Below are 13920 nucleotides of genomic sequence, written 5' to 3'. Positions count from 1 at the left end.
TATAGATATAGTTGAATATGTTCAAAGGGGGACATTGAAGTGAAAAACATTGTCATTTATGATTCTACATTGAGAGACGGAGCTCAGTCACAGGGGATTTCTTTTACAGTATCAGACAAAATAAAGATTGTTGAGCTTCTAGACGATTTTGGCGTAGATTACATTGAAGCTGGAAATCCTGGTTCCAATCCCAAAGACATGGAGTTTTTCGATATTATAAAAAGAAAAAGTTTGAAAAATTCCAAGTTGATAGCATTTGGCAGCACGAGGCGGGCAAACACGCCGGTGGAGAAAGATGCTAATGTCAGTTCGCTTCTATTGGCGGAGACAGAATATGTGGCAGTATTTGGGAAGTCATGGGACTTCCACGTTAGTGAGATATTGCGAACGACTTTAGATGAAAATCTCAATATGATATATGATACGATAAATTACTTGAAAAAGCAGGGCAAAAAAGTGGTATTTGATGCAGAACATTTTTATGATGGCTTTATGGAGAATCCTGATTACGCATTGAAAACAATTCAGGTGGCGTATGATGCAGGAGCAGACAGCATTTGCCTTTGCGATACAAAAGGTGGTATGTTTCCTACAGAGATATACGACATAACCAAAAAGGTTGTAGATAAATTTGATTGTGAGATAGGCATACACGCTCACAATGACAATGGTATGGCTGTTGCCAATTCTATAATGGCTGTAGAGGCAGGTGCAGTACAAATCCAAGGAACGATAAACGGATATGGTGAAAGATGTGGAAACGCAAATCTGTGCACGATTTTGCCAAACTTACAGTTTAAAAAAGGAATAAAATGCGTTGAAGACGACAAGATGAGAGAGCTTACGGTACTTTCAAGAAGAGTAAGTGAAATAGCCAACGCGGCACCAGATGAAAGAGCACCGTATGTAGGCAGAAACGCGTTTGCCCATAAGGCAGGTATGCATTCAGATGCTGTTTGCAAAAACACAAGGTCGTATGAAATCATCGATCCAGAGCTTGTCGGCAACGAAAGAGTGCTTTTATTATCAGAGGTAGCTGGCAGAAGCGCTTTAATAGGTATAGTAAATGAAGTAGACCCAACCATAGACCGCGACTCTGATAAGACGAAAGAAATATTAGATAGACTAAAAGAAATGGAATCTAAGGGATATAAGTACGAAGGTGCTGAAGGTTCGTTAAAGCTTTTGATATTGAAGACTCTGGGGCTGTATAAACCTTCATTTAGGCTTATAGAATTTAAAGTAATAGTCAATGAACCATCTGTTGACGATGTAAATTCGTCTGCCCTCATAAAGATAGAAGTAGACGGGCAAGAAGAAATAACCGCTGCAGAAGGCGATGGACCTGTAAACGCACTTGATAAGGCAGTCAGAAAGGCTTTAGAGAGGTTTTACCCGGAAGTCAAGGAGATGAAACTTACAGACTACAAAGTAAGAGTGTTAGATTCTAATTCTGCTACAGCAGCGAAAGTAAGGGTAATAATAGAATCGTCTGATGGAAACGAAGTTTGGAGCACCATTGGTGTGTCGACAGATATAATAGATGCCAGTTGGATAGCGCTTGTAGACTCAATAGAGTATAAACTTAATAAAAAATGATGAAAAGAGACTGCTGCACAAATGACTGAATAGTTCACAGTGCATCAGTCTTTTTTAATACGCAGTTTTACCTTGAGACGCCTTAGCATATGTAATAAAATAAATATGTGATTTGTTTTTGTGGGAGCTGATAAATTGAAGGAGATATTTTTTGGGCCTTTTTGCAACAATATTAGAGATATGCTTATTGAAAAGTCGATGGAAACTATAAGAAATGGGAAAAAGGTTTTATACATATTGCCTTCCCGTGAGGCTATGTTTGATGTAAGAGATAAGTTTATCAGATTAAATGGCGGCATCGTAGATGCGGATATATTTGTGTTTGAAGATATGGCGATGCTTTTGTGCAACGATTTTATAAAAAATCACACAGTAATATCGACTTATGAGATGAAAGAAATCTTGAGAAGCATTTTGCGAAAGTCTTACTACAATGGCTACTATCGAAATGTAAAAGATAAGGCAGGATTCTTAGAATCTGTCTTAAGCTTTATAAAGACAGCAAAGAGAAACATGATAGATCCTAATGATATCAAAAAAATCGCCAATGGTTTAGAAAGAAATGTGTTAAGAGAAAAGTTGAATAATTTGGCGGAAATTTACATTAATTATGAGGATTACAAGAATAAAAATGGATTGATTGATGTAGATGACATTTCAGTTAACGCCATACAATATGTCAATATTTCAAATTATTTTAGTAAGATAGGAATTGTCGTTGTAGACGGCTTTATAAATTTAGACGGTGTAAATATGCAATTGTTGAGGAAGATGGCCTTAAATAGCGATTATGATATTTACGTGAATATTCCATTTAAAAATGAGTACAATGAAATCTTCATAAAAAACGGCATCGTGAAAGACTTATTGGAGATTGGATTTAGGCTAAATGAAATGATGGAAGAAAGTATAGATGGCAGCAATGCAGAGAAAGTTTCTAAATACCTGTATTCAGGAAAAGAGATTATTAAAAGCGTAGACGGCACTATTATGATACTGAATAGTCCATCGATTGAGCATGAAGTAAGAGAAACTGCAAGGTTAATAAAGAAGAAGATAGTCTTTGAAAAAGTAAAACCTGAAAATATTGCTGTGTTTGTAAGGAATATCGATGACTACAGAGAAAACATAATTGACATTTTTGACGAGATGGGCATTCCTTTAAGGTTTAATGATGGCAAGAAATTAATATCAATGATGATTGCCGGTGATATTTACAGTTTGATTACATATAAGATAAATCATGATTTTAAAAGCTTTGACAGCATAATGAAATCAAAGTATCTGATGCCTAATGAAATAATTGATGTATACAATAAAGTATCAAAGCTGATAGATGTATCTCATAGCAATTATGAAGAAGAAATTTTATCTGCATTAAACGACGACGAGTTTGAAAGATTAAAAAAATACATCCGTATGCTTGTAGATTTCAAAGAAAAGCAGTATAAAGATATAAGTGAGTTTCTGGAAAGCATTTTAAATATCATAGAGATGCTTAAAATCGACTTAAACATAATGTCATTGTACGAATCAGGCGTGATAGACGGAAGGAACTTAGTATACAGTTTAAAAGCATTAGAAGCGATGAAACAAATTTTAAAAAATGTTGTGGAACTAAAAAAGCGGTATGGAGGAACTTCTTCTGATGACATTGAGGCTATTCAAGAGGATTTATTAGACATGATGGCAAACTGCGATATAATGATCAAAAATCTTGACATTGAAGGTGTGAAAGTGGTAAATCCGGATTTGGCAAGAGGACAGAGATACAATACAGTGTTTATCCTTGGTGCAAATGAGGGGGATTTTCCAAGTACATCTTCTATCAATCCGATTTTTGATTCACAAGACGAAGCTTATTTGAAAAATAGCCATCTTTATGTATTTAGCCGAAACTTCGAAATAGAAAGGGAGAAAATAAGGTTTAATTCTTGCATAGCTTCTTCTTTAGGTGATGTTTATATATCTTACAGAACGACAGATGAAGAAGGCAATAAAATGATTAAATCACCATTTGTATATGAAGTTGAAAGTCTTTTTGATGAAATATCATTGGGAAAAGTAGTTGCTCCTATTGTTTACATGAAAGACAGATTTGCTTATGAAGTTAGCAATTTATCCAGCGAAGATGAAATAATGTATTTTTTGGCAAATTCGAAATGCGATGATGTTGACTTGAACATTTTGTCATATAGGACAAATCTTGCAAAAACGTACCAAGATATTAGTTATTTATCATCATTAGAGAGAAAAAGAGTGACATGCAATGAGATGAATGAATACACAGGCAAAATACGCAAAGAAGAAAATTTAAAGATACTTGATGGGGTTCACTTAAGCGCATCAAGTTTAAACAGTTATGTTGCTTGTCCTTTTAGGTTTTTTGTTGAGACGCTTTTGGACATCAAAGTTTCAGATGAGTCAATTGAATTCAAGAAAAACATGGGCTCTACATACCATGAGATTTTGATGAAATACTACAGCGAAAATAAGGATCTTTACGATGTAAATGAAGAAAAACTTAAAGATGTGATTGATAAAACTTGTGAGAAATTAGATGGCATTAAGAATGATATTATACTTGAGAAGTTTAAAAAAGAGATGTATGACACTTTATTTAAGCTTATAGCAGATGATATATCAAATAGGCTTAATTATTATAGGAAGACTGGCGCTGAGCTTATTCCATCAATGTTTGAAAAGAAATTTGAGATAGACAGTCATTACGGTGGTTACAGTTTCTACGGCAAGATAGATAGAATCGATTTAGAGCGAAGCATAGATGGCAATTTGACGGGGAAATACCTTATATACGATTATAAGTTAGGGGCAGTAGGAGGGCTGAGGCAGTGCGTAGATGGTTTGGATTTTCAATTGCCTACGTATTACATGGCTGCAGAAGAAATTCTAAGAAATGAGCTTGGCATAAAAAATCCATCCTGTTTAGGATTGTTGTACTACAGCGTAGAAAATGTCAAAAGAAATGGGATTATGCTTGATGAATACAAGAAATACATTTTTAAAGGGAATGCAGGTCCTAAAGATGTATTAAGCGAAAGTAGCTTTGATGTAATAATGGATTGGATCGAAAAAAAGGGAATTGAAAATGTAGGCAGAATGATGACAGGTTCTTTTAATCTGCCTGAAGGATGCCCATACGATGATTCTAATATTAGATGTCCTTATGTATCAATATGCAGGTATGATAAACGTGAAAGCAAAAGAGGTGAAAATGGTGCGTAGCGTGTTGATTGAAGAAGATCTAAGCCAAGAGCAATTAAAAGCTCTTGATATAAGTAAAAATGTAGTACTAAGGGCTGGCGCAGGTTCTGGCAAGACGAGAGTGTTGACTAAAAGGTACATAAAGCTTTTAAGTGATGTGGCTGGTATCAAGATTGACGATATTGTCGCAATAACATTTACTCGAAAAGCTGCTGCTGAAATGAAAGAAAGGATAAGAAAAGAGATAGAATTGCTGTGTAAATTAGATAAGGACAGCAAAAAGTGGATAGTGCTTAGAGATTCACTGATATTTGCCAACATCGATACAATTCACGGTTTTTGCGAGAAAATGATAAGAGATAATTTTGCTGAAGCCTCAGTCGATCCTAAGTTTTCTATTATGGATGAAGGGGAGGTTAGCACAGCAGTTAAAAAGATAGCAGGAATTGCGATTGATGAAGTGATAAACGATAAAAACAACAAATATATGTTAGAGACTGCATTAAAAAAATATCCTTCAAAGATATTTACGGGAAAAATGTTTCAATCTGAGGTAATAAGCTTATATTTCCGCATGAAAGAAGCCGGACTATCAGTTGAAGACATAAAATTATCTTTCGACAGCGACGAATCAACAAAAGCCATGGAAAATTTGGCGCTTATAATCTTAGAGAAAATAGAGGAAAATTATAAGGCATTCAAATCAAGCAAGAATTTGCTTGACTTTAACGACTTAGAGATGATTGCTTTAAGACTTCTTTCTAACGATATCATAAGAAATGATTATTTTGAAAGATACAGATACATTCTCGTAGATGAATTTCAAGACACCAATCACCTTCAAAAAGAGATTATTTTAAAGCTTACTGAGAAAGATGGAAAGATTCCAAATGGCAAATTGTTTATTGTAGGAGATATAAAACAGTCAATATACGGTTTTAGGGGGACGGATTTTAGGATATTTGATGAGTTTTGCAGAAAAATAGAAGTAGATGGAAAAGTGCTTAATCTAAGCAATTGCTACAGAAGCACAAAAAACATCATATCAACAGTCAATGGTGTCTTTAAAAATTTGATTGATCCATACGAAGAATTGAAGTATCAAAGCTTTGCCGACGAAGGCCCTAAAGTAGAGCTTATTACTTACAAAAAAGATGATATAGTAAATGAAAAGAATGAAAGATATAAAAAGATAAAACAACTTTTGAAAGACGATGACAATAAAGGAAAGCTTAATGAGTTGCTGATGGAAGACGGAGCTTTGGCTAATTCAAGAAAGGATTTTCAGGGCAAGATTATAGCAGGTAGGATTTTAAAGCTTGTAGGCGAAGGATTTGAATATAAGGATATTGCCGTACTTTTAAGAAGCAGGTCAAGTCTTAAAAGCATTGAAGGCACACTTGCGGATTGCGGCATACCGTATTGCATCATAGGTGGGATTGGATTTTGGGATAAGAGGGAGATAATTGACATCATTTCGGTTTACAAATTGGCTTTTGACACATTGGATGAAATTGCGCTTCTTACAGCTTTAAGATCGCCTATTTTTGGATTTAGCGATGATGATTTATTTGCTTTCATGAATATGTATAATGGCGAATCTGCAGATGATTTATTGGAAACATTAAAAAGATTTTCTTCAATGTTTGGTGACGATAAATGGGTCATAAAAAGAGCCTGCAACATTTTGGATAAGATTTCGAAAATGAATGGTATATACAGTCCGTATGAGATATTCAAGATGATTTTAAAAATCACAGATTATAAAAAACTTTTGATTTCTTTGCCAAATGGATATCAAAAATTCAGAAATGTGGAGAAATTGGAGAGTATAATCAAAAGCTTTGAAGAAAAAGGCATACTCGATCCTAAAGATCTGATTGAGTATTTAGATGCTTTGAAAGAGTCATCAGGGCTTGATTCTGAAGCTTTTTTGGATACTGAAGAAAGCAATGCCGTTAAGATTATGACTATTCATTCATCAAAAGGACTGGAGTTTGATGCTGTAATAATACCTGACATGGATAAAGCTACTGATGGCATATCGGTGAGGAAGGCTCCTTTATTTGTGTTAGACGAAGAAGGCTATATTTTTGGCATAGGTGTCAACGATGATGGAGATTTGGATAAATCGGCAAACAGCTTATATAAAGAGGAATATGACAAGTATCTTGAAAAGGAAAATATGGAGAGCAGGAGGCTTTTTTATGTAGCTTCTACAAGGGCAAAGAAGTTTTTAGCGTTTATAGGGCAAATGAAAGACAATGTAGATGACATTGACGAAGACAGCAAACTAAACTCATTTATGAAACAGTTGCTGTTTGCTATTAAAGATGGTTGTTCTAACATAGACTACATTGATGGCAGTTGTTTACAATCATATGCAAAAAACAAGCCTGATTATGCAAAAGAATTGGATGAAAATGTAAATAAAATGAAACTATTTGGTGAATTGATAGACAAAATACCTCTTAACGTTAAAGGCAACGTTTCTGTAACTGCATATATTGATTATCTGACGTGTCCTGTGCTTTACTATTATAAATGTATTGCGTCGCTTGATGATGGATATGTGGAATCAGATGAAAACAGCGATGATATTTACTCAGAAAATGATGGAAAAATAAGTGCTTTAGAGAGAGGGACGATTATTCATAAGATACTTGAAACTTTAGATGATGATGACTATATTGATGTAAGTAGTGTAAATGATGAAAGCATCAAAAGGTATATTGACAATTACTACATGCTGAAAGATGAACATAGAAAGAAGATAAATGGCAGACTACTAAAAAGATTAAAGGAGTATAAATTTAGGGTGCCCATAAACGACAACATAAATTTAAACGGAGTAATCGACAGAATCGACATATACGAAAATGATGGAAATATTGAAGCGTACATTTTTGACTATAAGACAAATAAAATAGATAGCGATGATGATTTGGAGAAAATGGCAAGACATTATACACCACAGATTCATCTTTATTCGTATGTTTTACGGCGCTTAAAAACAATCAGTGGTTTTTCACCAATTTTGAAAGGTGCTTTTTTGTACTTTTTAGATGTAGGCAAGTACGTTGAAGTTGACATTTCTGATCTTTATGTCATGGAGACATTAGGGAAAATCTGTGAAGCTGTGCCGTTCTTATTAGGTGCTAAAGGGATTGAAGAATATGTCAAGCGAAAAAGTGAATATTGCAGTATGTGTTTATACAACAAAATTTGCAAATAGTATTGGATTTTCGTCTGTAATATGTAATAATATGGTTAAGTATTATTTAATGGGGGGTGGGTAGATGACAGACCCAAGGTTAAAAAGGCTTGCAAATCTGTTGGTGAATTACTCTACAAAAGTCAAAAGAGGAGATTTTGTATTGGTTCAAGCAGGTGATATCGCTATACCGTGGATAAGCGAAGTAGTTAGGGAGGCAGTTAAGGCAGGGGCTCATGTTGAGACATTGGTTGACATTCCTGATGTATCAGAGATTATTTTGAAAAACTCTACCGACGAGCAACTTCTCATGGAAAAGTATATTCAAAGAATCGCTCTTGAAAAAGCGGATGTTTGGCTTACCGCGTGGGCTAACAAAAACACAAAAGCTAATTCAAATGTAGATCCAGTTAAGCTTAAATTGGCAGCAAAAGGAGCAGCTTCATGGAGGAAAGTCTACTCTGAAAGAATGGGCAATGGTTCTTTAAGGTGGTGTGGCACACAATATCCTACACAGGCAGATGCACAAGAAGCTGAAATGAGCCTAAGTGAATACGAGGACTTTGTCTATGGCGCAGGTTTATTAGACAGCGATGACCCTATATCATTGTGGCAAAAGATACGCATGGAGCAAGATATATGGGTTGATTATCTGAATAAAAAGTCAGAACTGCACATAGTATCAGATGGGACTGACATATACGTCAATACATCAGGCAGGAAGTGGATAAACTGCAGTGGCACAGAGAACTTTCCTGATGGAGAGATTTTTACATCACCTGTTGAAAACAAAATCAATGGTCACATTACTTTCAGTTTCCCAGGAATATACATGGGTAAAAGCATAGAAGGTATATACCTGGAAGTGGAGAATGGACTTGTCGTAAAAGCCACGGCAGAAAAAGGCGAAGATTTATTGCACGCTTTGATGGACACAGATGATGGTGCTAAGCGTTTTGGAGAAGTAGCCATAGGCACCAATTACGGCATACAAAAATTTACGAGAAATATGCTTTTTGATGAAAAAATAGGAGGCACGGTACATATGGCATTGGGTGATTCCATGCCTGAAGCGGGTGGTAAAAATCGTTCTGCCATTCATTGGGATATGCTTTGTGACATGAGGCAAGGCGGAGAAATATATGCAGACGGTGAACTTTTCTATAAAGATGGCCATTTTATTAAAAGTGTTTTGTAAGCTGAAAAAAGGCGTTGGCATGTAGCCACGCCTTTTTAATATTATACTGTAGGTTCTTGCTTATCGAGTACAAATACACCTGGTACTAAAAGCAGTATTATGACAATTATCAAAACTATCCATACCCAGTAATAATCGTCTTTTGGCTTCTTCTTGCAGTCAGTTCCAGACATTACAATACCCCCTTTTTATATAGATGGGAATAGATACAATAACATATTATGATAAAAAAATATTTTTGTTACGGTATAAAATATTCATTGTTTCTACAAATAATGATATAATGATTATGTCAAATGTTAAAATTTTTTGTCGTTTTTTCGATATAATGTATGGAACTTAGATATGTAAGGAGGTCAATAATGCTAAATCGATGCTTCTGTGGGGGAGATGTAAAGATAGAGATGGCAGAATATGAGTTGATTAAGGGGAAAAAGACGGTAGTTTATAAAAATGTTCCAACTTACGTTTGTCAAAAATGCGGTGCTAAATATTACGACACAGAAGTATTGGATAAATTACTGAAAAAAGAAGAGAGAAAGTCGCTTTTTGGTTTGATTTAAGCGTGATTTTTAAGGTGTAAGGGAATGAAAGTAGTCGTTAATAAAGAAGATGCTTATTTGACGTTGAAGGAGTTTTTGCTAAATAAAGGCTTTTCTCCGACTCTAATAAGAAAGTACAAAAATCGCGGCAAGATGCTTGTAAATGGAGAAATTTCGATAGTTAATAGGCTTGTCTTTGAAGGGGACGTTGTGGAGCTTTTGTTGGATGATGAAAACACATCAGTAAGGCCTGAAAAAATGGATTTACATATATGCTATGAGGATGAAGACATTTTAGTTGTCAATAAAGATGCTGGCATTGTTGTCCACCCTACAGCCGGGCATCCTGATGGCACACTGGCAAATGGTGTTGCCTGGTATTATGAAAAAAATAACATTAAGGCGCCAATAAGGCCTGTCAATAGGCTTGACAGAGATACATCCGGCTTAATCATTTTTGCCAAAAATCCTTTTATGCAAAATTATCTGCAAATAGTATCTCCTATGAAAAAATTGTACATTGCAATAGTCGAAGGAGATATGGATGGCAGAGGAACGATAGATTTGCCTATAAAAAGAAAACCAGGCAGCACAATTGAGCGAATGGTAGACGATGAAGGAGATACGGCAGTGACACATTTTCGTTTACTAAAGAGAGGAGAAAGGTTAAGCCTTGTAAAGTTAGAATTAAAAACAGGCAGGACGCATCAGATAAGAGTTCACTTAAGCCATATAGGGCATCCTATAATTGGTGATACGCTATATGGCTCGGATACATCTTATATAAAAAGGCAGGCACTCCACGCTTATAGACTCACATTTAAGCAGCCTTTTATTGGAAAGTGCATCTCTCTCTATTCGCCAATTCCAGATGACATGAAGGCTGTTTTAAAGAATGCCTTCTAAGTCAAAATCAGGGATGAAGCTTTCTGATGCACTTTCATCATCTTGGACAAATCCGTTTTCCAAACCTAATTCAAAGAAATATTCTATCGCTTCTTCATATTCTCTGTTGCTTATTCTTCTATTTAACTCTTGGTATTTATTTGCATTGTAAAATGGTGTATATTGTCCCATAAGGCTTACATACACTTCGTTAGACAGATTATCCTTTATCCACTTCAGTATCCTTTTTGTCTCATCTAATTTCCCTGGCAATATCAAATGGCGTATAATTATTCCCCTTTTCATTATGCCGTCACTGTCAAAGACAGGGTCACCTACTTGACGATACATTTCTAAAATCGCCTTTGTGGCGTACTCAAAATAATGTGGTGCATTAGAGTATTTTACAGCCACTTCATTGCTGTAATATTTTAGGTCAGGCAAGTATATATCTATGAGCCCTTCTAAAGATCTTAGAGATTCTACACTCTCGTAAGCATTTGAGTTGTAAACGATAGGTATGCTAAGCCCATTATTTCTCGCTATGATTATAGCTTCTTTTATTTTTGGAACAAATATTGTAGGTGTTACGAGATTGATATTATGAGCACCTGTTTTTTCTAAATTCATAAAAATATCTGCCAGTTTTTCTGGTGAAACACTTACTCCAAAATTTTCTTGGCTGATTTTGTAGTTTTGGCAAAATACACATCTTAAATTGCATCCTGTGAAAAATACTGTTCCAGACCCTCTGCTGCCGCTTATGCAAGGCTCTTCCCATTCATGAAGATATGCTTTTGCCACATGTATTTCACTTGACATGCCGCAAAAGCCTACTTTTGTACTGCGATCAACATTGCAATTTCTCGGACATATATTGCATACTTCCGATACCATTTAAAACACCTCATAAGTATTTTAACATATTTAGTGTATAAACAAAGTATGAAAAATTCCTCTAGAATTTATAATTAAAATATAACTTTTTGCCAACAAAATGAATTGACGAAGTGTCTATAGATTGTGTTAGTTTAGATTGAGGAGGGAAAAAATTGCATGACGAAAAACAAAAAAATGACGATGAATTTATAAAAATATATATGAAGTACAAAACACCTGTGTATTTTTATCTTTTATCTATCCTGAAAGATGCTGGACTTTCAGAAGACATCATGCAAGAAACATTCATAAGAGTGAGAACAAACATCTATAAATATGGCTCTATTAATAATTTACGAACATGGATAATGAAAATTGCTCGGAATCTTGCTTTAAATTGTTTGCGGGATAGAAAGTTTGAATTATTAAATTATGAAGAAATAAATGCTAATGTTGAAGAAGCTGTAAATGTTGATGAGTTTGTGACGGATTCTATAATGATAAATGATGTGCTGAATTATCTCAGTAATGATGAGAGAGAAATATTTTCGCTACATGTTTTTGGATGTTATACGCATAAAGAAATCAGTGAGATTTTGAATATTCCACAAGGTACTGTACGGTGGAAATATTCCATAATCAAGAAAAAACTTCGTAAATTATTAAAAAATATTAGGAGATGATATTATGAAGTTGCATTACTTTTATAAGGAGTGTCGCAAGTATGCTAATGAGCATACGCCAGATGTATTAGAAAAGGTATTGAAGGCACCTTTAAACGAAAATACAGAAAATACAAGCGTAGAGCATCAAAAAAGGTCAGTATGGAATTATTTATTGACATCATTCATAGCAGCAGCTATTTTAATGTCTTTGTCAATAATATTTATTAATATACATTTTTGGGGATCAAATAGGGAAAATGGAATAGTTCCTAAGGTTACTTTAAGTCCATCATATAATATTGTTTATGCAATGCAAAAAGCTTATGACAATGTCAAAACTATTGTAATTGAGGGCAAAGAAATATCAACAAACATGAAGACAAATGTGGTTTTATCTAATAATTCCTGGAAAGAAATATATGCTGGTCCATTAAACTATAGATATGAAACACATGATTTTATAAGAATTGTAAATGGTGACAAGTCATGGAATTATTACAAAGACTTAAATCGCATTGAAATAATTCCTTCAGATCCATCTGGCTCACCTTTCTTAGCCCTTAAATCAAAAATAGATGATATAGCAAAAAATGATAGTTATAAACTGGTAGGCAGCGAAAAAATAGGTGGAATTGATACCAATGTAATTGAAGTAACATCAGGTAATTCTAAGGATGATAGCTGGATAGACACTTATTGGATAGATAAAGAGACAAATTTCATTTTAAAACAAGAAACTGTCCATAACAACATTAAAACTGTAATAATGTATAAGACAGACTTTACTTCTGGCGTTGACAAGGAAAGTTTAAAACCTAATTTTCCTTCAAACGTTCCTGTAATTGATAGACTAAGTGATTTTGATATTTTTCGTTCAATTAGTGATGCTCAGAAAGCTGTAAATTTTGATATAATTGTACCAGATAAGATTCCTAAAGGTTTTAAGCTATTTGAGGTACGGAAATATAAAAATGAAAATGCTATTGAGCTTGACTACTACAACGAGGATTTTACAAAATTTATATTTATACAAGAATATCATAAAGATAAGACAACTGTAAATATTATGTCAAATTTAAATGACGGCGTATTAAAACAATTGAAGGATGATTTGAATAAATAGGCAAATATATTTTATTGACATAAATTAGATAATAAATGATATTTAAAATAAGCATATGAGTGAGAGAAAATATATTCTCACTCATACGCTTATTTTTATGACACTCATATTTAAGATTGAAAAACCTGATCTAACGGTTTTTCACCCCATACTGCAACTGGACCAGCATTGTATCTTTTTACAAGGTGATCTGAACTTATATTTCCGAAAATTCCGTCTACAGTTATATTGTCCCAAGCTTGAAAAGACATTAAAGCATTTTTAGTTTCTGGTCCCAATATGCCATCTGCTTTGCAGTGACAGCTTGAAATTAAATAGTATCTGCCGACGGCATTTAATGCATATTGTAATCTGTACACATCTTGTCTCGTATTGCCCTCAGTTAATGTACGCGTAAAGGGATATGTCATTATTTTCACCTCGCTTTTATTATTTTTTGAAAGGAATTCATCGGCCGATTTACCCTTCTATATAGAAAAGAGTGTTTTATTTTTAAAATACAACCTTTTTTAAAGGTATTTTTAAATTTAATTTTTTCTTAATTATTTTTAATGTTTATGTAATATTTTACAGTTCAATTAGATGTATAA

At 34.2% G+C, this 13920-nt stretch carries 11 protein-coding genes; 8 read left to right on the top strand and 3 right to left on the bottom strand.

The genetic code is table 11. From position 1 onward, the window contains the following. The first annotated feature begins 39 nt into the window (after nt 1-39). From cimA to BVF91_RS00460, 4 genes are all read left to right on the top strand, one after another. Complete coding sequence (cimA, locus tag BVF91_RS00475; RefSeq protein ID WP_085111593.1) at nt 40-1599, top strand: citramalate synthase; 1560 nt, start codon at nt 40-42, stop codon at nt 1597-1599. Nucleotides 1600-1734: 135 nt separating this feature from the next. Then, nucleotides 1735-4845, top strand: a complete 3111-nt coding sequence (locus tag BVF91_RS00470) for a PD-(D/E)XK nuclease family protein (protein ID WP_206198989.1) — start codon at nt 1735-1737, stop codon at nt 4843-4845. Next, nucleotides 4763-8059: a UvrD-helicase domain-containing protein gene (locus tag BVF91_RS00465; RefSeq protein ID WP_240495747.1), complete on the top strand. Its 3297-nt coding sequence runs from the start codon at nt 4763-4765 to the stop codon at nt 8057-8059. The genes BVF91_RS00470 and BVF91_RS00465 overlap by 83 nt, the downstream gene beginning before the upstream one ends. A 64-nt stretch (nt 8060-8123) precedes the next feature. After that, nucleotides 8124-9236, top strand: a complete 1113-nt coding sequence (locus tag BVF91_RS00460; RefSeq protein ID WP_085111592.1) for an aminopeptidase — start codon at nt 8124-8126, stop codon at nt 9234-9236. Between the two features lie 41 nt (nt 9237-9277). Here BVF91_RS00460 and BVF91_RS13550 read toward each other — a convergent pair whose 3' ends face one another. Then, nucleotides 9278-9409: a hypothetical protein gene (locus BVF91_RS13550; protein WP_274893191.1), complete on the bottom strand. Its 132-nt coding sequence runs from the start codon at nt 9407-9409 to the stop codon at nt 9278-9280. Between the two features lie 189 nt (nt 9410-9598). Between BVF91_RS13550 and BVF91_RS00455 the strand changes: the two genes are divergently transcribed. Then, nucleotides 9599-9799 (top strand): YgiT-type zinc finger protein, encoded by a 201-nt coding sequence (locus tag BVF91_RS00455; protein WP_085111591.1) that lies wholly within the window; start codon nt 9599-9601, stop codon nt 9797-9799. A gap of 24 nt (nt 9800-9823) precedes the next feature. Next, nucleotides 9824-10684 (top strand): RluA family pseudouridine synthase, encoded by an 861-nt coding sequence (locus BVF91_RS00450; RefSeq protein ID WP_085111590.1) that lies wholly within the window; start codon nt 9824-9826, stop codon nt 10682-10684. On the opposite strand, the gene BVF91_RS00445 is transcribed toward BVF91_RS00450, so the two are convergent. Continuing rightward, nucleotides 10667-11560 carry a radical SAM protein gene (locus tag BVF91_RS00445; protein ID WP_085111589.1) on the bottom strand — a complete coding sequence of 298 codons (894 nt, stop codon included), beginning with the start codon at nt 11558-11560 and terminating at the stop codon, nt 10667-10669. The genes BVF91_RS00450 and BVF91_RS00445 overlap by 18 nt on opposite strands. 155 nt (nt 11561-11715) lie before the next feature. On the opposite strand from BVF91_RS00445, the gene BVF91_RS00440 reads away from it, so the two are divergent. Both BVF91_RS00440 and BVF91_RS00435 read left to right on the top strand, forming a co-directional pair. After that, nucleotides 11716-12225, top strand: coding sequence for an RNA polymerase sigma factor (locus tag BVF91_RS00440; protein WP_045410697.1), 510 nt, complete (start codon nt 11716-11718; stop codon nt 12223-12225). 4 nt (nt 12226-12229) lie between these two features. Then, nucleotides 12230-13330, top strand: a complete 1101-nt coding sequence (locus BVF91_RS00435) for a LolA family protein (RefSeq protein ID WP_082243658.1) — start codon at nt 12230-12232, stop codon at nt 13328-13330. A gap of 110 nt (nt 13331-13440) precedes the next feature. Here the strand turns inward: BVF91_RS00435 and BVF91_RS00430 are convergent, their stop codons facing one another. Beyond that, nucleotides 13441-13740, bottom strand: coding sequence for a peptidoglycan-binding domain-containing protein (locus BVF91_RS00430; protein WP_045410696.1), 300 nt, complete (start codon nt 13738-13740; stop codon nt 13441-13443). Between the last annotated feature and the right edge of the window lie 180 nt (nt 13741-13920).

This window comes from Thermoanaerobacterium sp. PSU-2 (genome assembly GCF_002102475.1).
In the GTDB taxonomy this organism is placed as follows: domain Bacteria; phylum Bacillota; class Thermoanaerobacteria; order Thermoanaerobacterales; family Thermoanaerobacteraceae; genus Thermoanaerobacterium.
The sequence above is the reverse complement of the archived record's forward strand: the minus strand, read 5'-3'. Positions and strand labels throughout refer to the sequence as shown.